Here is a 24,175-nt window from a genome sequence, read left to right on the forward strand (position 1 = left end):
ATTCACCGACCTCCCCAGTTGTGCTAGATTCCTGTCCGTTTTGGAAATGTACGGGCCAACAAATCCAAGGAGGGATCGGATGAAAAAGAAAAAACGGATGCGCTCGCTGTTAGGGGTCACCTTGTTAATGGGGATCAGTGCTGCCGTGATTTGGCAGGTTGATCCGCTGCGCATGAATGGCATCCCGCGGTTTCTGACCAATCCCGATTTGAATGCGATCACCACTCCTCCCCCAGCTGCCGAAGACGAGTTGCTTGCCGCGCACTCCGCTAGCGCTCCCGATCAATCCGCTTCCGGAGAGGCAGCTGAACCGCCGCTACAGCAGGATTTCGTGTTCGAAACCGAACCCGAAATCGTGACGGAGCCCGAAGCGCCGCAAACGGATTTTGATGCAGACGAACTCTTTGAATACACACCCACAGAATTGGCTGCGGACGATACGACCGAGATTGGCACAGACGTTTTTGAGTCGGATGTGTTTGAGACTCAAGAAATCGAAGTCACCCCCGCCGCACAAAGGCTGAGTAGTGAGCACGTGACCTCGCAAGACTCCTCGATCATCACAGTGGCCGGAACCGAACCCGCTGTCCAATCTACGGCAACCGACAGCGCGATCTCGTCGGAACACCTTTTGGAAATCAATCAGCTGCTCGAAAACGGTCAGGAGCAGGCCGCCCACAAACGACTCTCCGCTTGGTATTGGAACCATCCGCAGGACCGCCCACGATTCCAAGAGACGATGGAAGAATTGGCCCAGTCGATCTATTTTTCGCCACAGCCACACTATGAAGAGGCATATGTCGTTCAATCGGGCGATCAACTGCGCAAGATCGCCAAGCAATACAAACTCTCCTGGCAATATCTTGCGCGGCTGAACCGGGTCAATCCCCGCAAAATCCGCGTCGGTCAAAAGTTGAAAATCGTCAACGGTCCATTTGATGCCGTCGTCGATCTCAGCGAATACCAACTCACGATTCTCTGCCGCGGACAATTCGTCCGGCAATACAGCGTCGGAATCGGTAAGGATGGCACTTCGCCGATTGGCAAGTTTACTGTCAAAGACAAACTCGAAGACCCGGTCTACTACGGTCCCGACGGCGTGATCGCCAACGACAGTCCCGACAATCCGCTCGGCGAACGCTGGATCGACATCGGCGACAGCTTCGGCATCCACGGCACGATCGATCCCGAATCGATCGGCAAAAGCGAATCCCGCGGCTGCATTCGCATGCTCAACAACGACGTCGCCGAGGTCTACGATTTTCTAACCGTCGGCTCAACCGTCTGGATCCGCCGCTAGGGCGGTGACTTGTGCCCGCGTCGGTACCGGCTAACATGGGAATCGTTTCCAGTTCGGGAAGGATTCACCACGGAGGCTCAAAGAGACCTTAGGCTGTAGGCTTTAGACTGTAGGAATTGGCGTTGGACGATCAGGTCTTTTTCCTAAGGTCTACAGACTAAAGCCTACGACCTCTTTCAGCCTCCGTGGTGAACCTCCTCCGTAATTAGCCACTTATGACGGCAATCGCAGTACACCGCGGGAGTAGCATGATGGACTTGTTGAGCACGATTGACGGCTCGTTGTTGGAAGGTTTTTTTCCCGCTGGTTGGGATCTGGCAAAAATCGATGCCTGTGTCGATGACAACCCGGCTACGATCGCGGATCGCCAAGGGTTTTGGCATCCTGAGTTTTCACCGGTCCCTTGCTCGAACGTCGGTGACTTCGATGCGATGCTGGGACATGAGATCGCCCACACCATTCGGCTCAGTCGCGACGCCGGTGAGCAACTGGCGCTGATTCTTCCCGTTGGCCCTATGGGCATGTATCGCTGGGCGGTTTATTTTCTCCAACAGTGGGGCGTCGCCTGTGATCACGTGCATGGCTTCAATATGGACGAGTGGAGCGACGCCGACGGCAACACGCTGCCCTCGGACAATAGCGGCGCGTTTCAATATGCGATGGAGCAAGCATTCTACGGACCGCTCGGGGACTTGACCGTTCCGCCGGCGCAACGCAATTTTGCAACCAAAGAAAACCTGCCGACCTTCGGCGAGAAAATCGGCAACCTCAAATCAGCGGGGGCAAAACTGGGTGTGATCTTCGGGATCGGCCGCGTCTGTCACATCGCGTTTTGGGAACCGCAATTCGCGGCTGAGTATGACACCGAAGCAGAGTGGAAATCTCAAACGCACCGAATCGGCGCCAAACTGCATCCGCTGACCATCGAGCAAAACGCGATCACCAGTTTCAAAAGCCGCACCACCCTGGTGCCCGCCTTCGCCAACACGATCGGCCCGGGACTGTTCCTGCAAGCTGACAAAATCATCGGCGGCGCCGACGGCATCCTGGGTCGCGGCATGATGTGGCAAGGGCTCAGCTTATGGATGACCCTCCGCCACGGCCCCAGCACCTGGATCCCCTCCAGCTACATGCCCACACTGCCGGGTAAACTGTTCTACCTAGAAGAACTCGCCGGTCCGTTGGTGGCGGAGTGTAACTAGTAGGCAGTAGGCAGTAGGCAGTAGGCAGTAGGCAGTAGGCAGTCAAAAAAAGTGTCCGTTCCATAGACGACACGAACCTCCCCAACGCGACAGCCTACGGTCTAAAGCCTACAGCCTGTTTCAGTGGCCAGAGCCCACTAAAACCCTGCAACGGCCAGCCCTCAAGCCTGTTCCCTCACGCCTCAAGCCTTTTCAACCTTGGAATCCCCTCACTGAGGCGCCATAATAGAGTCTCTGCGTTATTTAGATGACACGTTGACCAATGGGATGAAGTTCTGATGACTGAAATGCAGCCGATCGATTTTGTGAATCCTCCGATCAATCGTCGCCAATTTCTCAATTCCAGCGCCAAGAATGCCGCCGGCGTGGCGGTGGGGATGGTGGGATTGGCGAGCGCCGGAGCGGTTGCCAAAGCGGCGCCCAACGAGCGGATCAATGTGGCCGGCATCGGAATTCGTGGGCAAGGCAAGTTTGTGAGCTCCAGTATGGCGTCGCTGCCCGACGTGAATCTCGCCACGGTTTGCGATATCGATGAAAATCTGCTGCCTCGCGCTGCGAAATCAATTCAGGATGCGCAGGGCAAAGCTCCGCAATTCGAAACCGATTTCCGCAAAGTGCTCGACGACAAATCGATCGATGCGGTGGTGATTGCTACCCCGGATCATTGGCATGCGTTGATTGCCATCATGGCTTGCCAAGCGGGCAAAGATGTTTATGTCGAAAAACCGGTGTCGCACAACGTGCTGGAAGGGGTCCGCATGGTCGAGGCGGCTCGCAAGCACAATCGCGTTGTGCAATCGGGTATCCACCAACGGTCCGGGTCGCATTTTCAGTCAGCGGTCGATTACGTCCGTAGCGGAAAACTGGGCAAGGTTCGACTTGCCAAAGCTTGGACGATTCACACGCGCAAACCGATTGGCCACAAAGCAGACGCACCGACGCCCCCCGGTGTGAACTACGACATGTGGCTGGGTCCGGCAGCATCGCGGCCGTTTAATCCCAATCGCTTCCACTACAATTGGCATTGGTTCTGGGATTACGGCACCGGCGAGATGGGCAACTGGGGCGTGCACATGCTCGACATCGCTCGTTGGGGAATGGGCGTCGATTTGCCGAATCACATTTCGGCCAGCGGCGGCAAGTTTTATTTTGACGACGACCAACAGACACCCGACACGCATTTGGTGCACTATCGTTACGACGATGCGATGATCACTTGGGAGCATCGGTTGTGGACGAATCACGGCCAAGAAGGCCGCAGTGCCGCCGCCGGTTTTTACGGCGACAATGGTACGCTGATCGTCGATCGCGGTGGTTGGAAAGTCTACGACCAAAAAGACGCCCCGACCTCCGACACCAGCGACCAAGCGCGGACGCACCACGAAAACTTCATCCACTGCATCAAGACTCGCGAGACGCCGACCTCGGACATCGAAATCGGCCACATCACCAGCGCCATGTGCCACCTCGGCAACGTCGCCTACCGCGTCGGCCGCGACATCCAATTCGACCCGGCCACAATGAGTTGCGGTAACGATGGCGAAGCGAACGCGCTGTTGGGGCGTGAATATCGCAAGGAGTGGGAATTGCCGGTGGTGTAGGTGTAGGTCATGCTGTGCATGACGAAGCTAAAACGAGCTATGCGTCTTCGAGCAACGTCATGCACAGCACGACCTACGGAGCTTTGCCGGATAAGGGAAACCTATGCGCCGCGCTTATTCGATTGGGATACTGGCCGTTTTCGCGAGTCTTGTAGGCTGTAACTCCGATGTGGAAAACCTGGTGGAGGCTACGCAAGAAAGCGCTCCTTTCACGATCAGTGGTCGCAGTGTCGAATGGGCAAACGAATCTGTCGGTGAATTTGACCGAGTTGTCGCTGGAGGGGAAAGCGATTGGGGGGAGCTAGTTGCGTCACTGCATCATCCCCAGGTTCGTAAGCACATGTGGGATCATAATGGGCATCAGGTTGCCGTGATTGATGCTGCTCTTTGGTTAAGTATTACTGGAATGCCGAAGGATTCGCTCAACGTATCGGGTTCATTTGAACGGCCTCGCGGAAAAGACAACGTTAGGCAGATCATTGCAGCATGGCAAGATTGGGGCTCTCGAGGAATGCCCGTAACGATTCACGCTGACGGCTATCAAGTGCCTGAACTCGTTGACTATCCCGACGTCGAAGATGTGTTCGTAAAATAGGGTGTAGATCATGCTGTGCATGACGAAACTTGAGGGAGTCGCACGTTCCTGAGCAATGTCATGCATAGCATGACCTACAAAATTGACTGGAATAGGCATGCCCAACTATCGTCGCGCTCGCATCCCGGGGGGGTGCTATTTCTTCACCATCGTGACAGATCGCAGGGTGCCAATTCTTTGTCATCCTGCAGCGCGATCACTTCTAGGCAGGGTCATCCGGGAATGTCGTCAGCGTTGGCCGATGTTCATAAATGCTTTTGTATTGCTACCTGATCACCTACATACAATATGGACCTTGCCATCGGGCGATGATCGCTATGCAGCTCGGTGGGGCTGGATCAAGAAGGAGTTTGCTAAACATTGGGTAGAGCAAGGAGGCAAGCAACAATCCATTTCAGCCTCTCGTCACAACCAGAGGCGTCTTGGAGTATGGCAACCACGCTATTGGGAGCACACGATCGAAGATGACTACGATTTTGAGCGCCATTTCGATTACATTCACTACAATCCAGTGAAACACCGGTTTGCAGATTGTCCCAAAAACTGGCAATGGAGCAGCTTTCATCGTTGGGTCAAATCTGGCGTGTACTCTGAAAACTGGGCTTGTGGCAATGTGGTGCAGAATCAAATGAATTTCGCGGATCTCGAAAACAGCGTCGGCGAATAGCCGTAGGTCATGCTGTGCATGACGAAACTTGTAGGAGCTATGCGTCTTCGAGCAACGTCATGCACAGCATGACCTACGATTGTCGGGAGAGAAAACGATGACGTCACTGCGAAATATCCGGCAAGTTTTGGTTATTGTTGCGCTCGCCTACGTCGCCTCACCCACTCTCGCCGATTCGCCGCAAACCATCGAGATGCAACTTGCCGGCCAGGACGGCAATGAGCGACACGGTTACGGCAATTGCCAATGGCTGCACCCGCATGACACATGCCAAGAAACGGATTTGAAGCTGCCGGAGTTGGCGTCGGAGAATCCGGTGTTTTATGCGGCCAAGTTTGGTGAGGCGGATGACTCGGTGTTTACCTTTGTCATCGATAAGACTCCTGATAGCAAAAACAGCTACAATGTCGTTTACGTCGATGCGAATAACGACAACCGCATTGATCCTAAAACGGAACGATTTCCTTTCACGCTAGGTTCCACCCGTAAAGCAACTCCATTGCGGATCCCCTTAATGGTGACCAATGGGGACGTGACCGCTCCTTATTTTGTCAATTTTACGGCGTTCCCATATCAGGATAAAAATAACCGTAAACAACGCGTGCATGCCAATCTTCGCAATAGCTCCTACTACAAAGGCGAAGCCGATTTCGATGGGCAGCGGCACAATTTCATCGTTTTGGATCTGAACAGCAACGGTCGCTACAACGACTACGAACTGAAACTGTTCAAAGGGGATCGCTTGCTGATCGATTTGGACCACGATGGTCACTTCCGCAGTTTCGAAGACCCGAAAAAAAATGAGTCGTTCCCTTTAAGCCGGTTCACATTCGTGGCCGGTCGGTGGTTTTCGATCCTCCCCAGTCCTGATGGATCACGGGCTAAGATCGCGGCGGTCGATCCGCCCATGGGTGTGGTTGAGGCGGCGCCGCACGTCAGTCGTGTGAAGTTGCGGTCAGCATCGCAAACCTTGGATTTAATTTTCCACGACGGTCAGGCCGAGGCCATTGTCGGAGCGTATGAGATTCATGAAATCGAACTCACATCGCCCCGAGGAGAGGCTTTGGAGTGGAGCTTAACTGCTCGGCTTAAAAAAAATGACCGCCCTAAAGTGGTCGTCACCAAAGATGAGACGTTAAAGTTGGATGTTGGAGAACCGCTCCGTGTTGAATTGGATATCGAACCGCAAAAAAATCGCGCCCGCATGGTGAAACTTCGCATGCAGATTGTTGGCAACCGCGGTGCAACGTATTTGTACAACGAAGATCAAGAAATCGTTGCACCCCCCGGTCTGATTGTGCTCGATTCCAATGAACGTCCCGTGGCGACATGGCCAGTGCGCAATAGAATCATTCTTGGTGATATTGGGAACTCATGGTCCGTGCCCCGAAGTTTTACCGGCAAGTACGAACTCTGGCCGGTGGTCGATCTGCCCGGCCTGGACTTCGAAACCGTTGGACGTGAGGTCGAGTTTCGCGATGGCGAAATTGTGATGCCGTAGTGATCACGATCCACTGGCAGGGCTACGGCAGAACGGTTGTTCGAAAACCGCCTACGAATCGCGTGATAAAACCCGTGTGCAATGCGTCTGCACCAATGGGCGCAATTTGATTGTGGCGAATGGATTTAGGGATCGCCAGCTGAGAATCATAAAAAAACGGAACCATACTCGGTCCGTTTGCGTCCAATGCGTCGGCGATCATCGTCGCTGCGGGGATGTTCGCCTCTCATCTGGGCACATTCGTGCTGAGAAAAACGCTCTTCGCCGATGCATTTGCGGTGTTGCGCGCAAAATACACGTGGTTGGATTTTTATCCCAAGTCTGCCGAGTCGCGAAAAAATTGTGCTATTGGAATAAATAGTAGCCCAGTAACCCGTATAAGTATCGGCAAAGGGGCAGACTTCGAAAAAACGTGTGGGCAGATGTTTCGCGAGGTGACTTTGTGACAATATTGTCACGACCGCCAAAGCGGGATTGACTGACTGGGCGCGACGCAGGAGGATCTAACCTGCGTTTAATAAATGGTCGCCGCTTGCGAATAACTTGGAAATCGCGTAGATTGATTAGACAAATTACACTTGTACGCCATATCTATTGGCCCAGTGGGCACGGACTGTTTCATCATAGTTTGATTGACAATTGAGGAGCACGCATGCCGGATTCTGTAGCGCTGCCGGAAATGAAGCTTTCGGATAACGATGTCCAGGCGATTGACGATCTGCGTGACCTTTATGGTCGGCTCCGTACGGAGTTAGGACGCGTCATCGTCGGCCAAGAAGAAACGATCGAACGCTTGTCGATCTGCCTGTTCGCCCGCGGGCATGCTCTGTTGATGGGAGTGCCGGGGCTGGCCAAAACGCTATTGGTGAGCAAATTGGCCGAAACCATGTCGCTGAAATTCAGCCGCATCCAGTTCACACCCGACCTGATGCCGATGGACATCACCGGGACCGACATTCTGCAGGATAGCGAGCACGGGCGGCGGGAATTTCAGTTCGTGCATGGTCCGGTCTTTGCCAATATGGTGTTGGCCGACGAAATCAACCGCGCTCCTCCCAAGACCCAAGCGGCGATGCTCGAAGCGATGCAAGAGCATAAAGTGACCGCTGTCGGCAAAACCTTTCCGCTGGAAGAACCGTTCCTGGTACTGGCGACGCAGAATCCGGTCGAGCAGGAAGGGACCTATCCGTTGCCCGAAGCGCAATTGGATCGGTTCATGTTCTTGATCGAACTCGATTATCCGTCCGAAGCTGAGGAAGTGAAAATCGCCCGGACCACGACCGGTGATGCGTTGCCGGAATTGGAACACTTGGTGCATGCGGCGGAAATCATCGCCCATCAAAACCTGGTCCGCCGCGTTCCGGTGCCCGATCATATCTATACTTACTCTGCGCGATTGGTGCGGCAGACGCGACCAGCTGGCGACTCCGCTCCCGAATGGCTGAAGCCGTTGGTCGCCTGGGGAGCCGGTCCGCGGGCGGTGCAAAATCTCATTCTGGCTGCCAAAGCGCGGGCGGCATTGATGGGAAGTTACATGGTTCGGCTGGAGGATATTCAGGAAGTCGCCGCTCCGGTATTAACGCACCGGGTGATCACGACGTTTGCGGCGCAGGCGGAGGGCATTAGCGCGAAGGAAATCGTGCGGCGCCTGATTGAGGAAACCAGCACAGACGAATAACGGCGGGGTCTTTGCATGGGTTATAGAGCCAGTTTCAAAACCCGGTTGCGCTTGTTCTAGAAACGTTCAGATCAATGTCGGTGAGACGCGTCAGAGGGTTTTGAAACAACTATTAGAGACCTGAGGTCGTGAAGGTGGCAAGGTCGGGAGACCTTGCCACAACTAGTGGCCCTGCCGCAACTGGTATCCAGAGTTGTGTGCGGGTTTTCTGTAACCTGTCGATTCGACTGGTGAAGGAGTCGTTGATGTTTCCGGATGGTAATCGCCGGGAGTTCTTGGATCCGTCGGCGCTGTCGCGCTTATCGGGTTTGCCGCTGTTCGCGCGGCGGCCGATGATGGGCAGCGTCTCCGGTCGACATCCCAGTCCGCACCGCGGCGCCAGCGTGGAGTTTGCGGAGTACCGGAAGTATGTCCCAGGCGACGATTTGCGGCGGCTCGATTGGCGGGCTTATGGCCGGACCGACCGTTTCTATGTCAAGGAATTCGAGGCGGATACCAACCTGCGGTGTTGCCTGGTGCTCGATACCAGCGGCTCAATGGACTTCGGCAGCGGCGACATCACCAAGTTGCAGTATGCCCGCAAGATCGCCGGCGCATTGAGTTATCTAGCGGTCCAACAAGGGGACGCCATCGGCCTTTCCTGTGTGGCCGAGAACATGATTCAAAATATCCCGCCGCGACGAAATCCTGCGCACCTGATGCACGTGTTTGACACGTTGGAGAAAGCTGTCCCCAAGGATGGCACGCAGTTGACGAGCGTGTTGCACGAGTTGGCTGAAACGATTCGTCAACGGGCGTTGATTGTGATCATCTCCGACTTTTTTGTGGAACCGGCGGAGTTGCGGAGCTGTTTCGAGCATCTGCAATTTCGCAAACACGATGTCACCGCGTTCCACTTGTTGGATCCACAGGAGTTGGGATTCGAATTTCGCCGCCCGATGCGGTTTTTGGATATGGAAGGTGGGCCGGCCATTTTTGCTGAGCCAAACGAGATTGCCGACCGTTATCATAAAGCACTTCAAGAGTATCTGGAGAATCTCAAACAGGTCGTGTTGCAGACAGGAATCGATTACCACCGCACAGTGATCGATGAAGATTACGAAAAAGTTTTGACACAGTTCTTGGCCGGGCGGACGCGAGCGCGAGGCGTACGATGAGTTTTTTGCAGCCGATGCTCTTGGCGGCGCTACCCATAATTGCGCTGCCGATCATCATTCATTTGATCAACCAACGCCGTTACCAAACGACGCGCTGGGCGGCGATGATGTTTTTACTCGCCGCCAACCGCATGTCGCGGGGCTACGCGCGCATTCGACAATGGTTGATCCTGCTGTTTCGCACATTGGCGATCGCCGGTTTGATCTTTGCCATTAGTCGCCCACTGGCCAGTGGCTGGTTGGGTATGACCGCCGGCGGCCGCGCGGATACGACGATCATTCTGTTGGACCGTTCGCCCAGCATGCAACAACTCGGGCCGGGAGCGGTCGTCTCGAAGCTCGAAACCGGGCGGCAGCAATTGGCCAAAACTCTCGAAACACTCGGATCGACGCGGTACGTGCTGATCGAAAGCACTAAAAATGTCCCCCGCGAATTGAACGATCCTACAGACTTATTGAACCTGCCGGAAACAGAACCAACGAGTACATCCGCCGACCTCCCGGCCATGTTGCAGGCAGCGCACAGTTACATTGCAGCCAACCAATCGGGCCGGACGGAGATCTGGATCTGTTCCGACCTGCGCGAGAACGATTGGAACGCTGAAAGCAGCCGTTGGAAATCACTGCGGGACAGCTTTTTGGAATTCTCCCAAGGGGTACGGTTCCATTTGCTGGCCTATCCCCGCGCTGCTCCGCAAAACGTGGCCGTTCGTGTGACGGACGTGCGGCGGCAACAAACCAGCGAGGGCGTTGAGTTGTTAGTGTCGCTGCATTTGACGCGGGAAGGGGATTCGGACGAACGATTGGCGGTCCCGGTACAACTGGAGATCGACGGGGCCCGATCGGAAATCAATGTCGACATGGTGGGGACACAATACGAACTGAAGGATTACCGCATCGGTTTGACGGAAAACCAGAAACAGGGCTGGGGACGCGTGTCGATTCCCGCCGACGCCAATCCGGCCGACAACGATTTCTATTTTGCCTTCGATGAACCCCCCGAGCGGCACACGCTGATTGTGGCCGACGATCCAACCAACGTCCGGCCGCTGCAACTGACCGCATCGATTTCTCCCGATCCGCAAGCCAAGAGCGTTGCTACTGTCGTGACCGAAGATCAGTTGGGAACCGTCGAGTGGGAGCAAATGGCGTTGGTGTTGTGGCAGGCTCCGCTGCCCGACGCAGATGTCGCCCAACAACTGACCCGTTTTGTCGGCCGTGGCGGCCGTGTTGTGTTTTTCCCCCCGCGGTCGACCAGTGGACGGGAATTCATGGGCGTGGCTTGGCAAGACTGGCAGAAACCGCCCAAGGAAATTGGCATCGAAACATGGCGAAGCGATCAGGATATCCTCGCGCACACGCTCAGCGGCACCTCGCTGCCGGTTGGCGAACTGCAGATTCGCGAATACTGTGAACTGTCCGGTGAAGTGACTCCCTTGGCTCAGTTGCCCGGTGGCACGCCGTTGTTGGCACGCGTGACGACCGATCATGGCGGCGTATATTTTTGTGCGACCACTCCGGCGCCGAGTGATTCAACGCTGGCCACCAACGGCATTGTGCTGTATGTCGCTGTGCAACGGGCTTTGGCGTCTGGAGCCGAGGCGTTGGGTAATACACGGCAACTGATCGCCGGTGAACAGCCAATTGAATTGGCGACCACTTGGGAGCGATTGACCGGCGACGAAGAAGGGTTGTCCACGGAGTATGCATTTCATCGCGGCGTTTATACGGCGGGTGACCGCTTGTTGGCGGTCAACCGTTCGGCCGAAGAAGAACAAGCCTCCCTGTTAGCCGATGAGAAGGTGGCGGGGTTGTTCAATGGACTTGATTTTGCCCGTGTGGATGATGAAGCGGGAACGATCAATTCGTTGATCGAGGAGATTTGGCGGGTGTTCTTAGCCATTATGATGGTATCGATGATTGTGGAAGCCGCGCTGTGCTTGCCGAAAATTCGGCCGACTCAAGGAGCCGCCGCATGAACACCACACGCACGCTGACATTTCAGTGGACCGGTTGGTCGTTGGGCATCTCCATCGTCGTGGTACTGGTGACAGCCGCCTATTGTTACGCCGCCTGGCGCCGCAGCGGCTATCAGCGGACGTTCGGGCTACTGGAGTTGTTACGGCTGGTGTTGGTGATCTTTGCGGCAGTCATGTTCAACCAACCGGAATACATCGAAGAGTTCTTGCCGGATGAAAAGCCGTCGGTGGTGGTCCTCTGGGATGACTCACGCAGTATGGAAACGCGGGATGTCAAAACCGCTGGACAATCGGCCGATGCGTTGACAACACGTCGTGACGCCATTGCCCCGCTGACGGAATCCTCGGCATGGCACAAATTGCAGGAGCGGATCAATGTGGTCCTGCAACCGTTCTCGTCTCCGAAGAGTCCGGGAAGCAATCTGTATCAACCGCTGAATGATGCCATGGAGAAGCAATCCAATTTGTTGGGCGTGGTCTTTGCGTCGGATGGAGATTGGAATGAAGGCCCGCCTCCCGTGCAGGCAGCGACACGCATGCGGCTGAAGGAGATCCCCATTTTCGCGGTTCCAGTCGGTAGCTCGATCCCGTTACCCGATGTGGAGTTGTTGAGCCTCGATGCGCCCACATTCGGCGTGGCCGGTAAATCGGTCCGCATTCCGTTTTCGATCAATAGCTCGCTGCCGCGCGATCATGTGGCAACGGTGACGATGCGGACGTCCGATGGTGAGGAGTTGCAGAAAGAAATCAACGTCAAGGCCATGGGCCGCACCAGCGAATGGATCATCTGGAAACCGGAGCAAATCGGTGATTACCAACTCACGGTCAACGTCCCCACGCATCACGACGAATCGCTGACCGACAACAATGAGCTCTCTGCGCCGATATCAATCCGCGAAGAGAAACTACGCGTACTGGTTGTGGAATCCTACCCGCGTTGGGAATACCGTTATCTGCGTAACGCGCTCTCGCGCGACCCGGGTGTGGAGGTATCCTGCCTGTTGTTTCACCCCGGCCTGAGTAAAGTTGGCGGCGGCAATCGGGATTACATCAAAGAGTTCCCCGACGGGCTGGATGAACTCTCGCAGTACGATGTGGTTTTCTTGGGCGATGTGGGATTAGATGACGGGCAGTTGACCGTCGAACAGTGCCGGTTGCTCAAAGGGCTGGTCGAGCATCAGGCGAGCGGGTTGGTGTTCATGCCCGGTTTTTATGGACGGCAGTTTTCGTTGTTGGAAACCGAATTGGATGCGCTGTATCCGGTGGTTCTCGACGAAGCGCAGCCAGGGGGATGGGGCTCGCGGACGCCGAGTCATTTTGAATTGACCGAATTAGGCCGGCGGAGTTTGTTAACCAAACTGGCCGACACGCGCGAGGACAATATCGAGGTTTGGAGCGGATTGCCCGGCTTTCAATGGCACGCACCGGTGCTCCGCGCACGGGCAGGGACCGACGTGCTGAGTGTCCACGAAAGTGAAACCAATAAAAATGGCCGCGTCCCCTTGCTGGTGACGCGGACATATGGCGCGGGCAAAGTGTTGTTCATGGGAACCGACGGCGCTTGGCGCTGGCGGAAAGGGGTTGAGGACAAATACCACTATCGTTTCTGGGGCCAAGTCGTCCGCTGGATGGCGTATCAGCGCAATATGGCCAAAGGCGAATCGATGCGGTTGTATTACTCGCCCGACCAACCACAAATCGATCAAACGGTCATGTTCAATGCCAACGTGATGGAGAAGAGCGGCGAACCGTTGACCAAGGGAGATGTTGTGGCCCGAATCACGTCACCCTCAGGAAAACTGGAAACCGTGCGGTTTGTTTCGGCAGGGGATGAATGGGGCGCATTCGCGGGCCGGTTCACGACCGCAGAGCCTGGTCAACACGAAATGGTGCTGACCTGCAAGCAAACGGGCACAACGTTAGAAACCTCGTTTTTCGTCCAAGGGGTCGCCAACGAACGGGCCGGTCGACCGGCGCGGCCGGAAGTCTTGGATGAATTGGCCCGCGTCACCCGCGGAAAAGTTATCGCAGCCGACAAAATCGATGATGTGATGAACTCATTGGCTGCACTACCCGATCCACCCGCCTCGGTGCGGCGTGTACAGTTGTGGAGTCATCCCGTTCCGGCAGCCTGTCTGATTGCCCTGTTCGGCGTATTTTGGGTAGGACGCAAGGCGGCCGGCCTGATATGATAATACTGCGGTCAAACACCATTTCCTCATGCTCTCAAGGAACACGGCCATGAGCACTGTTTCCAAGCCCACTCACCATTTGGAACTGCCGCCGTCACTCAATTCGCAGCTCGACGAATTTCGTCGCCGAGTGTGGACGATCAAAATGATCGAAGCCGCCTGCGTGGCTGTCTTCGCAGTGGTCGTCGCCTTCTTGTCGGTCTTTGTGCTGGACCGCTTGTGGGATACGCCGCAGGCGTTGCGTCTGGGTGTCTTCTTCGCGGCTCTGGGTGGATGTTTGATTGTGCCGTGGTATTTGCATCGCTGGATTTGGAGCCAACGTCGCCCAGATCAATTGGCGCGCTTGCTGGGCAAGAAAATGCTGCTCGGCGATCACCTGCTGGGGATCATCGAGTTGGTTCGTAGTGATTCCGAACAAGCCCGCTCGCGCACGCTGTGTGAAGCGGCGATTGTTCAGGTTGCCGAAGACGCGCAGACTAAGAATTTTCAAACCGCGACTCCACGAACGCGGCATCGCTTGTGGAGCGGACTGGCGATCGTTGCCGTCGCCATCGCAGCCGGTTTGTCACTCTTCGTTCCGGCAGCCGCCAGCAATGCCTGGGCGCGTTTGCTCACTCCCTGGAACAACACACCGCGCTACACCTTTGCCGCTGTCGAAGCCTTGCCGGCGGAATTGGTCATCGCCCATGGCGAACCGCACCAGTTGCGGATTGCTCTCCAAGAAGATTCAAAGTGGCAGCCGTTGCAGGGCGAGATTCAAGTGGGGCGGCAACAAGCGATTGCCGCGGAGTTGAAGGACGGTGCGTACGAGTTTGAAATTCCGCCGCAGATCGACGACGGGCCCATGAATGTTCGTATTGGCGATTCGCGACAAAACCTGTTGATCCGCCCGACGTTGCGGCCCGAGTTGACCTCGGTTGTTGCCAACGTGCGGTTGCCGGAATATTTAGAACAAGACAAGCCGTTTGAACGCGACGTCCGTGGCGGTTCGATCTCCATGGTCAAAGGCAGCCAAGCCACGTTTTCAATGACAGCCGGACGCAATTTGCTGTCCGCTTCGGTCAATGGCCAGCCGGTCAAATCCTCAGGGGCTGACATCACGGGCATCCCGGTGACCGCCGATGAATCGCGCGAGTTGGTGATCGAATGGCGCGACGAATTTGGATTGGCCGGTAAAGAGCCGTTTAATCTAATGGTCAAAGCACACGACGATGAGGCGCCGACACTCTCCTGTGAAAACCTACCGCGAAAACGCGTGGTGCTCGATTCAGAACAACTGACGTTCCAGGTCAAAGCCCGTGACGACTTCGGCGTCCGCCGCATTGGCATGGAATGGCAAGGGTTGGATGAAACACTTGTCGAAAAACGGGCGGAAGGGGAACGCATTCTCGCCGCCGGTGGCAGCGAACTGGCCGCTCTTGATATCACCGGGACCTTTTCAGCGCAATCACAAGGAATCGAACCACAACCGATTAGCCTCCGCATCTTCGTCGAGGATTATTTCCCCGGCCGTGAGCGGGTCTATTCACCCGAGTATGTGATGTACGTGCTCAATGCCGAACAGCACGCGATTTGGCTCACCGATCAACTGAGCCGTTGGCATCGCCAGTCGTTGGAAGTTCGCGACCGCGAATTGCAATTGTATGGGGTCAACAAAGAACTGCGTGAACTCACGCCGGACGATCTCGACAAGCCGGAAAACCGCGAACGCATCGACCGTCAAGCCGCAGCGGAGCGAGCCAATGGGCGCCGTCTGTCGAGTTTGACCGACAGCGGCACGGAGTTGATTCGCCAAGCTTCGCGCAACCCGGAATTCGGCGTGGGCCATCTGGAACAATGGGCTGAAATGTTGCAGATCCTTAAAGACATTTCGGACAATCGTATGCCGTCGGTGGCGGATCTACTTAAAGAAGCGTCCGAAGCTCAAAAAACCGCATCCAACCAGCCGGCCAACAAAGCTCCCACGATTGGAAATGTGCGCGACATCAAATCGGGGCAACCGGCTCCGACGAAAGAAGACAAAGACGCAAAGCCGACAGCCGTGCCGGGCATCTCCGACGTGGAATCGTCGCAGCAGTTGGCGGACAAGAATAAAAAGCCGGAAGAAAAACAAGAACCGAAGGATCCGAGCAGCCCGTCATTGCGGTTGCCCGTCACGACGTTGATGGATAGCAGTGGACCTTCCAGCGGTAAAAAACCGCCGCAGAAAAAGAAGATGGACGAGGCGATCGCCGAACAGGAAGACCTGTTGGCCGAGTTTGACCGCATCGCTGATGAGTTGAACAACATTCTGGCCAACCTCGAAGGCAGCACGCTGGTCAAACGGCTCAAGGCGGCGTCTCGTGAACAATACAAAATTGCCGGCAAAATTGGCGACCAGATCGATGGTGCCTTCGGCGTCGCTACTTCGCGTATTAATAAACCAAGTCGCGAAGTATTCAAAGGTCTTTCCGGCCGTGAAGAGCAAAGCAGCCAAAACGTGTCGGTGATCATGGATGACATGCAGGCTTACTTTGAGCGCCGCAAGATGATGAAGTTCAAGTCGACATTGGAAGACATGAAGGAACAGGATGTCGTCGGCAACCTGCGTCAATTGGGAGATGACCTTCCCAAAGAACATGGACTGTCGATCGCGCAAGCCGAATATTGGTCCGACTCGCTGGACCGTTGGGCCGAAGACTTGGTCGACCCCGCCTGTGCCGGGCAATGTCCGGGATGTAAATCAAAAGGCAGCTTACCCCCTTCTATTATCTTGGCGGTGTTGCAGGTCTTAGAAGCGGAAATCAACCTCCGGGAGGATACGCGCGTCGCCCAACAGGCAAAGGCCGCGCTGGCCGAAGAAAAATATGAAGGCGAAGCGAATAAGCTGGCCAATACACAGAAGGGTTTGAAAGCCAAGATCGAAGATGTGGAGAAACGGATTCGCGCACTGAAGGATGGCGAACAACTCTTCGGCAAGGAAATTGCCTTGATGCAAAAAGTCGCCTCCGTCATGCAGGAAGCGGCCGAAATTCTGGCATCGCCGAATACCGATGCACCCGCGATTGCCGCCGAGACGGAGGTCATTGAACTGCTGTTGGCCTCGAAACGGATCAAACCCGGCGGAGGTGGCGGCGGGGGTTCCAACCCGGGTGGCGGCGGTGGTGGCGACACACAGGATGCGGCCATCGCGCTGATCGGCAGCGGCGTGAACGAGAAAGAAGTTCGCGAAGATCATGGCGCGCAGCAAGCGACGGGCGAAACGGGATCGGGATTGCCCGAAGAATTCCGCGCCGGTCTGGACGAGTACTTCAATCAACTCGAACGCCCGAGTCGATAACGGGAAGGAAGTTCACGATGCGATACGCAATGCGAGCAATCCTCCTCGCCGTTTGTCTCTGCCTCACTTCTGGTAGTCCTGCGGCGTGGGGCGAGGAAGCTGCCGCGAAGAAAAATACGGCCGACGAAAACAAGGCGGCCGCAGCGGCAGAGGCTGCGCAAAAGGATGCTCAACAGAAAGCAAAAGCCGCAGTGGCAAAGCAGGCGGCGGCACAGCAGGCCGCAGCAGCTGCGAAGAACGCGGCTGTTGCCAAAAAGTTAAAATTTATCGCTCAACAAAGACAGGCCAAGCAGAAGGCTGTGAAGGCAAAGGCACTCGGCGCCGTGATCTTTCTACAAAACGGTCAAGCCATGCGGGCGGATCAAGCCCGTAAGCAACTCCGGAATTTGTATAAAGTCGAGCTGGCGTACGCAAACCGTATCTGCGACATGTCGCCGGAGCAGCGTGAGCAGGTGGCGGTTGCAGCTGTGGAATCGATAGATGTCTTCATGAAGAAACTCAGTAAGAAAAAAAAACTTCGCGCGCGGGGCGGAGGGTTCATCAACGGTCAAGCGACCTTGAGTGTCGACCAGCGGGCGACGGTTCAAGCGGAAGTCAAGAAACTGGTTGATACAAACTTACGACCCGAACAGGCCGCTCGCTATCTTGAAGAGATCACCAAGCGGGACAAACGGTTTCAGCAAGCGACCGTTCAGTTTTTTGTGGCTCGCATAGACGAGAAGTTACGCCTGACGGAGGAGCAACGAACAAAACTTCAAAAAGCACTAGAAGACAATTGGCGGGAACAGTACGGCCAGACTGTTGAGGTTTTGATGATGAACCCTCAGTTCGTGCCACAAGTTTCCAGCGGGTCGCTGATGGCAATTTTAGACGACTACCAAAAAGATGTCTGGCGGACGCTGCAAAGAATAGGACCACAACAAGTCGGCATTTTTGGGCGAGGCCGCGTCAACGAAATAGTTGACGACTTTGAATTGCCTGAGGAGGAGGCAAATGCCGAACCGGAGAATGGCGGAGCTGATGTGCTCATTGAAGGCGGAATCGATGTATTGATTGAGTAATGGCCGTCTAACAACAAGGAACCACTCTGGTGCAGACCGTCGTCACAACAATCCGAACATTGCCGAGTAGTGGCCGCAGTCGACGTGTCGGTGGAGTAATCTCGAGACCAGTCAGACGCACGGCTATTTACGGAATCGCAGGTTTGTTGGTGTGCCAAGTAGCTGTGGTACGAGTGGATGCTCAGGACGATGTCCGTGCGGCTGCGATTGTCGAAGAACGCGAACGACTTCTAATCAATAGATTCCTGGGTAATTCGGCGGATGGCAACCACATTGCTCTTTATGTTTTGCAAAACGCGATTAACGTTGAACAAATCCGGGAACAAATTGATCAACAGTTGATGGCCCAGATAGCGGACATCGATCGTGGCTGTCTGCTGACCGATGTGCAAAAACAGAAACTGAGTCTCGCAGCCGCCGGGGACATCAAACGGTTCTTTGAAAAACTGGACCATTTGAAAGACAAAAATAATAAGGACCGCAACGGCCGACGTCACATACAAAAGTTTCTATTGGAAATCGCACCGCTACAGAAGCAATATGTCTCTAATCTATTTGGCGACCAATCTTTATTCGCAAAATACCTCCAGAGCACACTTTCGGCCGAACAATCCGCTCGTCTTGATCACTGGAATAAAACAAAGTGGCAGCGACATTTCGAGGCGCGTGTGATACTTGCTGTGAACGACTTGGAGAAGACGACTCCGCTTAACCCGGAACAGCGCAAACAACTCATTACTTCAATTGTCGCTGCCGGAAAGCCACTCATTAAAACAGGACATCTCGACTATCATGTCGTCTGGTATTACGCCGCTCAAGTTCCTCACGAGGAGCTCAAACCACAGTTTACTGCTATGCAATGGGAGGCCATCAGCCATCGCATGGCGCTCGGAAAGCGGTTGGAGGTGACACTCAAGCGGAACGGATATATCAATTGATCGCTGATTGGTGCGCGACCCAACTTTGGGCCGCACGGGCGGCTTAGAATAAATCGAACAAACAATCCACTCGTCTCATAACCAACAAGGAACCACGCTGGTGCAGACCGACGTTTCAACAACCCAAACATTGCCCAACCGCCATCTTCGTGGCTGGTCCGCTGTGGCGCAGTTGCTGCGCCATGTGGTGTGGGGCGGGTTGTTGTTGCTGTGCGGTTTCTGGAGCGGGATAGCTTTTGGACAAGACGATGATGGTTTGGTCGAGGGAGATGCGCCGCAGCCAGTGGCCGTCAATCGATTTCAAATCAGCCCCGAACAATTCGATCAATGGGTCTTCCGCGGCAATGGGAATGCGCGGCAAGCTCGCAAGCGGCTGGATTCGCAATTGACGATGCGGATGAACGAAATCCACCGCATCTGCAATCTCGATCAGACTCAAAAACAGAAGCTGTCGTTGGCCGCCGCAGGGGACATCAAACGGTTTTATGACGATGTCGAAAAGATGCGCGCCAAATTCATGGCCGTCCGCAACGACCGCAATGCGTTTGGAAATATCTGGCAGGAGATCCAACCGCTGCAACAAAAGGTCAGTTCCGGACTCTTCGAAACGGATTCATTGTTTCACAAAACAATCCGCGGCACATTAACGCCACAGCAACGGGTAAAATATGACCGTGCCGAACTGAAGCGGCGCAATTTCCGCTTCAATGCCCAGGTAGCGGTTGCGGTCAGTTTGCTGGAACGCCGCATGCCCCTGACCGAAGCGCAACGCAGTCAATTAATCAAGCTGATTTCAGAGGTCGCCCCGCCGCCGCTGCGATTCGGGCGATATGACCAGTATGTGGTCTGGTTTTTCGCCTCCCAAATCCCCGAGGCAACAGTCAAGCAGATTTTAGATGAGGCGCAGTGGGAGGTTTTTAAACCGCAGGTAAGGCAAGGGAAGGGCATGCAGCAAACACTTCGGCGCGAAGGGTATATCCCTTGATCTTAAAGGCACGTTTTTCATTCGACCAATTGCCGGAAGGCACGAATTTGATGACTCAAACCAAACCACGACGACCCAGACGCACCCGCTCGCCGCGCTCTGTCAGGCATCTGCTGCTTGCGGCGGTTCTGGGAGGATTGATTCTCTCGCCCGCTGTGTCGCCCGCAGTGGCGAAAGCGCAGGCACCATTGCCGGGTATCCGCCACGGCGACGTTGTGCCCCGCGATGTCCGCGAAATGTATGACCGGGGTTTGCAATACTTGGCCACCACGCAAGCGGCGGATGGCTCCTGGTCCGACGGCCAAACCGGCCCCGGCGTCACCGGCTTAGGGCTGATGGTGTTTCTCGCATCGGGAGAAGATCCGAATTACGGGAAATACAGCAGTAACATCCGGCGTTGTTTGCGGAGCATTATTTCCGAACAAAACGCGGGGACCGGTTTTTTTGGCAACAGTATGTATCACCACGGATTTGCCATGTTGGGCCTGGCGGAGGCCTATGGAGCGGTGGATGAGCGCAACCTGTGGCCCGTCGGCAAAAAGAACAATGCTCGCTCAATCGGCGAAGCGTTGGAGTTGGCCGTCCGCGCCGCAATCACGTCGCAGAAAAAAAACCCACTCAACGCATGGCGATATTCGCCCGATTCCAACGACGCGGATACCTCGGTCAGTGGATCGGTGATGGTCGGGTTGCTCGCCGCCCGGAATGCGGGGATCGAAGTTCCCGACACGGCCATCGATAAAGCCGTCGCCTATTTCGCCAGCATGACCTCCGGGTCGGGCGAGGTTGGCTATTCTGGCTTGGGTGGGTTTGGTGAATCGTTGGCGCGGAGTTCGATTGCCACTTTGGTCTATGCCGTCGCACATCGCAAGGACTTGGACAAATATAAAGCGACCGTCAAATATCTCACCGACCGAGTGGAAAGCGAAGCGGGCAGTTGGCCGGAATACGCCCGCTACTATCAGGCGCAAGCGTTGTTTCAAGGGGACGTCGAAGCCTGGGAGAAGTGGAACAAGATTCTTATTCGCCGGCTCAAGACCGTTCAACAAGCCGATGGCAGCTTTCAAGGCCAGTTCGGAGCATCGTTGAGCACATCCATGAATTTGCTGGCCTTAGCATTGAATTACCGATTTCTGCCGATTTACGAGCGATAAGCTATGACTTTTCAAAGCGCTATTTTAACGTCGATGTTGTGCTTATCGGCCCTCGCCGGATTTGGCGGATCGCTGAGCGCCGCGGATGATGTTCGCAAAGATGCCATTTTACGGTTGGCAAGCGGCGACTACATCACCGGTAGCCTGGGTGATTCCGCGACGCCCGATGTCGTGACCTGGAATTCGCCGCAATTTACAAAGCCGTTGACCTTCCCCGCCGGGCGAGTGGTTTCGGTGCATTTTCCCGTGGGCCTCGACCGCCCCGCACCGACGGGCGCTTATTGCGTGGAACTTGCCGGTGGTGACCAACTGTTCGGCGAATTGGTCAGCTTGTCGCCGACGGAGATGGTGCTCGACTCGACGCGGTTTGGCAAACTCAAGATCGCCCGCAGTCACATCCGACGGATTCTCAGTTGGGGCGAAGGCGCCAAGGTCATCTGGCAAGGTCCCAACGGTTTGGGGGGCTGGGATCACTCCGGTGAGACTGCCACATGGACTGAGGAAGGGGGGCAATTGGTCACGAACAACCAGGACGCCTTCTTGCAGCGCGATTTAGATCTTCCCAGCCGCGCCGGCATTGAATTAGAAATCTCTTGGAAGAAAAAAGCGGACTTTGTGATTGCGCTGGGCGTCGACGACAACCCCAAGAATATCCAACAAGCATTTCGCCTCGAGGTCTGGGAACAGGACTTGGTCTTAATGCGCGAAACCGATGACGAGGTCGACGTCACGTCGCTGCTCAAACTCAAAGCGGGTGACGGGCAATTGCATTTGCAGATCTATCTTGACCAAGAAAAAAACCGCATCTTTGCCTATACAGCTGACGGTCGTCGGTTGGGAGATTTGGAAGTCGCCAAGTCAAACTCCCCCGCCGCGTTTACGCTCGCCGGATTGCGCGTGATGAACAAACGGGGCGACCTGCGGTTGGATCGCTTGCGGATTACGGAATGGAACGGCGAAGCGCCCCATGATGTCCAGGGGAATGCATCGCGCGCACACCTTGCCGACGGCACAATCATCAACGGCAATGTGCAATCTTATGATGCGGAGACAAAGGAATTCATCATACTCAGTGACGACAAACCAGTCCGTATCAAAGAAGGCCAGGCCGTTAGTTTCTCGATGCCCGCTGAGACACCCGAGGAACCGCGTGTGATAAGCGCGATTTTTCCCGACAACAATCGCATTAGCGGGTCGATTGTCAAAATCGAAAAAGGCAAGATGTTCTTCAAATGCCCGGGTATCGAAAACGAACTCGTGTTTCCTGCCACGGATTTGCATTCGCTGGCCTCAACCGACAAACAACTCCCACCGCAGGCTCATGAAGAACGCGAAGGTCGATTAGAAATCCCCGGTCTTCGCCTGCGAGGCTATTTGGTCGACGCTCAGGCCGAAGCCGATGGCAGTTGCCTGATGTTTCATCCGCGGGAAGGGCTCTCCAGCAGTCCACTTAAAGCAGAGGCTTCCGGCCGGATCGTCTATCGCGATCCGCCGCCGCCACAACCAAAAAAACCGGTGCAGCAGCAGCGGAGACGGGTGGTCCGTCAGCGGCGCGGATTTTGGGGCGGCGTGATCGAAAAACTATCCACTGGAAATTCACCCGGCGCAGTCTCGGGACCGTCTGGACGGGCCATTCATCTTTATACCGGGGACGTGATTCCCGGTAAGGTGAAACGGATTGATGAAAAAGGGGTCTACTTCGATTCGACGATGACCGACGCCAAATTCGTGCCCAACGAAAAAGTCAAAGCTGTGGAATTTGTCAGAGCGCAATCGACTATCAAATTCAGCAAGAAAAAACGAGAGCGGTTGTTAACGTTGCCGCGCATGCAAAAACACAATCCTCCCACGCACATGATTCGGTCAATCAAAGGGGACTACTTGCGGGCACGGATTCTGGACATGGACGAGGAATACCTCACCGTCGAAGTCCGGTTGGAAACGAAAAAAATTCGCCGCGAATATGTTTCACGCATCATTTGGTTGCATGGCGATGACCTGAATCTCGACGAATCGGCTGACGAAGCCCCAGTCGAGAAACCGCCCGCCAAATTACGGGTGCAAACCATGCGGAGTGACAGCTCCCGGTTGACCTTCGAACCGAGCGAAGTGACCAATGCAACGATTTCGGGTGCCAGCGATGTGTTGGGGCAATGCCAAGTCGAGATCAAGGTTGTCGATCAACTGATCTTCGGCGATGCTATCGAAGAGGCGGCGTCCCAGTTGACCTACCATCAATGGAAACTCAAGCACGCTGTCGAACCCAGCTACCTCTCCGCGTCGGGCGGGCAAAATACCGGCCTGGATTCCGCATTGGTGGGCGAAATGGCACCCGACTTTACTTTAAAGCTGATGCAAGGGGGCGACTTTCACCTCGCGGACCAGAAAGGGAAAATCATCATCCTCGATTTTTGGGCCACCTGGTGCGGTCCATGTATGCAGGCGATGCCACAAGTGGACGGCGTGGCACGCGAGTTCGAGGGACAGCAAGTCGAATTGATCACCGTAAACCTGGAAGAAAATCCCGAGCGTATCAGTCAAACGTTGGAACGTCTCAAATTGTCGCCGACAGTCGCGTTGGACCAAGATGGGGCAGTCGCCGACAAGTATTCCGCTACCTCCATCCCGCAGACGGTGATCATCGATCGAGATGGCAAAATTGTGCGGCTGTTCATCGGCGGGGGACCGCAATTCGGTGAACAATTGCGCAAAGCACTGCAAGAAGTCATTTCCGGCAAACTGCCCGGCGAAGACCCACCAGCCGACGCGCAGCCTGCAGCCGATGAGCAACCGACCCCAAAAGAAGAGTCCGCAGCAGACGATGACTCCACAGCCGAATAGAGAGT

The 24,175-nt window shown here is 55.2% G+C and carries 16 protein-coding genes; all 16 read left to right on the forward strand.

Annotation, left to right across the window (positions count from 1 at the left end; genetic code table 11):
• Nucleotides 1-79: 79 nt before the first annotated feature.
• The 16 genes from Mal52_RS00585 (at nucleotide 80) to Mal52_RS00660 (ending at nucleotide 24,170) form a co-directional block, all read left to right on the forward strand.
• Nucleotides 80-1,300 (forward strand): L,D-transpeptidase family protein, encoded by a 1,221-nt coding sequence (locus Mal52_RS00585; RefSeq protein WP_197534575.1) that lies wholly within the window; start codon nucleotides 80-82, stop codon nucleotides 1,298-1,300.
• A 251-nt stretch (nucleotides 1,301-1,551) separates the two neighbouring features.
• Entirely contained in the window at nucleotides 1,552-2,502 is a 951-nt protein-coding gene (locus tag Mal52_RS00590; protein ID WP_145380483.1) for a sugar phosphate isomerase family, read from the forward strand.
• A 278-nt stretch (nucleotides 2,503-2,780) separates the two neighbouring features.
• Nucleotides 2,781-4,103: a Gfo/Idh/MocA family protein gene (locus Mal52_RS00595; RefSeq protein WP_231962491.1), complete on the forward strand. Its 1,323-nt coding sequence runs from the start codon at nucleotides 2,781-2,783 to the stop codon at nucleotides 4,101-4,103.
• A gap of 103 nt (nucleotides 4,104-4,206) precedes the next feature.
• The gene (locus Mal52_RS00600) at nucleotides 4,207-4,698 is read left to right on the forward strand and encodes a hypothetical protein (protein WP_145373683.1); all 492 of its coding nucleotides are present in this window, start codon (nucleotides 4,207-4,209) and stop codon (nucleotides 4,696-4,698) included.
• 97 nt (nucleotides 4,699-4,795) lie between these two features.
• Nucleotides 4,796-5,365: an REP-associated tyrosine transposase gene (locus Mal52_RS00605; protein WP_145373684.1), complete on the forward strand. Its 570-nt coding sequence runs from the start codon at nucleotides 4,796-4,798 to the stop codon at nucleotides 5,363-5,365.
• A gap of 97 nt (nucleotides 5,366-5,462) precedes the next feature.
• The gene (locus Mal52_RS00610) at nucleotides 5,463-6,866 is read left to right on the forward strand and encodes a hypothetical protein (protein WP_145373685.1); all 1,404 of its coding nucleotides are present in this window, start codon (nucleotides 5,463-5,465) and stop codon (nucleotides 6,864-6,866) included.
• 652 nt (nucleotides 6,867-7,518) lie between these two features.
• Nucleotides 7,519-8,544, forward strand: coding sequence for an AAA family ATPase (locus tag Mal52_RS00615; RefSeq protein ID WP_145373686.1), 1,026 nt, complete (start codon nucleotides 7,519-7,521; stop codon nucleotides 8,542-8,544).
• Between the two features lie 245 nt (nucleotides 8,545-8,789).
• Nucleotides 8,790-9,701, forward strand: a complete 912-nt coding sequence (locus tag Mal52_RS00620; protein WP_145373687.1) for a DUF58 domain-containing protein — start codon at nucleotides 8,790-8,792, stop codon at nucleotides 9,699-9,701.
• The gene (locus Mal52_RS00625) at nucleotides 9,698-11,680 is read left to right on the forward strand and encodes a BatA domain-containing protein (protein WP_145373688.1); all 1,983 of its coding nucleotides are present in this window, start codon (nucleotides 9,698-9,700) and stop codon (nucleotides 11,678-11,680) included. The genes Mal52_RS00620 and Mal52_RS00625 overlap by 4 nt, the downstream gene beginning before the upstream one ends.
• On the forward strand, nucleotides 11,677-13,872 hold the full coding sequence (locus Mal52_RS00630) for a VWA domain-containing protein (protein WP_145373689.1): 2,196 nt from the start codon (nucleotides 11,677-11,679) through the stop codon (nucleotides 13,870-13,872). The genes Mal52_RS00625 and Mal52_RS00630 overlap by 4 nt, the downstream gene beginning before the upstream one ends.
• A gap of 49 nt (nucleotides 13,873-13,921) precedes the next feature.
• Nucleotides 13,922-17,191, forward strand: coding sequence for a hypothetical protein (locus Mal52_RS00635; RefSeq protein WP_145373690.1), 3,270 nt, complete (start codon nucleotides 13,922-13,924; stop codon nucleotides 17,189-17,191).
• A 17-nt stretch (nucleotides 17,192-17,208) separates the two neighbouring features.
• Entirely contained in the window at nucleotides 17,209-18,252 is a 1,044-nt protein-coding gene (locus Mal52_RS00640; protein ID WP_145373691.1) for a hypothetical protein, read from the forward strand.
• A gap of 143 nt (nucleotides 18,253-18,395) precedes the next feature.
• Nucleotides 18,396-19,190, forward strand: a complete 795-nt coding sequence (locus Mal52_RS00645) for a hypothetical protein (RefSeq protein ID WP_145373692.1) — start codon at nucleotides 18,396-18,398, stop codon at nucleotides 19,188-19,190.
• A 100-nt stretch (nucleotides 19,191-19,290) separates the two neighbouring features.
• Entirely contained in the window at nucleotides 19,291-20,175 is an 885-nt protein-coding gene (locus tag Mal52_RS00650; protein WP_145373693.1) for a hypothetical protein, read from the forward strand.
• A gap of 50 nt (nucleotides 20,176-20,225) precedes the next feature.
• On the forward strand, nucleotides 20,226-21,329 hold the full coding sequence (locus Mal52_RS00655) for a prenyltransferase/squalene oxidase repeat-containing protein (RefSeq protein WP_197534576.1): 1,104 nt from the start codon (nucleotides 20,226-20,228) through the stop codon (nucleotides 21,327-21,329).
• Nucleotides 21,330-21,332: 3 nt separating this feature from the next.
• Nucleotides 21,333-24,170 carry a TlpA family protein disulfide reductase gene (locus tag Mal52_RS00660; RefSeq protein ID WP_145373694.1) on the forward strand — a complete coding sequence of 946 codons (2,838 nt, stop codon included), beginning with the start codon at nucleotides 21,333-21,335 and terminating at the stop codon, nucleotides 24,168-24,170.
• Nucleotides 24,171-24,175: the final 5 nt, after the last annotated feature.

Source organism: Symmachiella dynata (assembly GCF_007747995.1).
GTDB classification, from domain to species: Bacteria; Planctomycetota; Planctomycetia; order Planctomycetales; family Planctomycetaceae; genus Symmachiella; species Symmachiella dynata.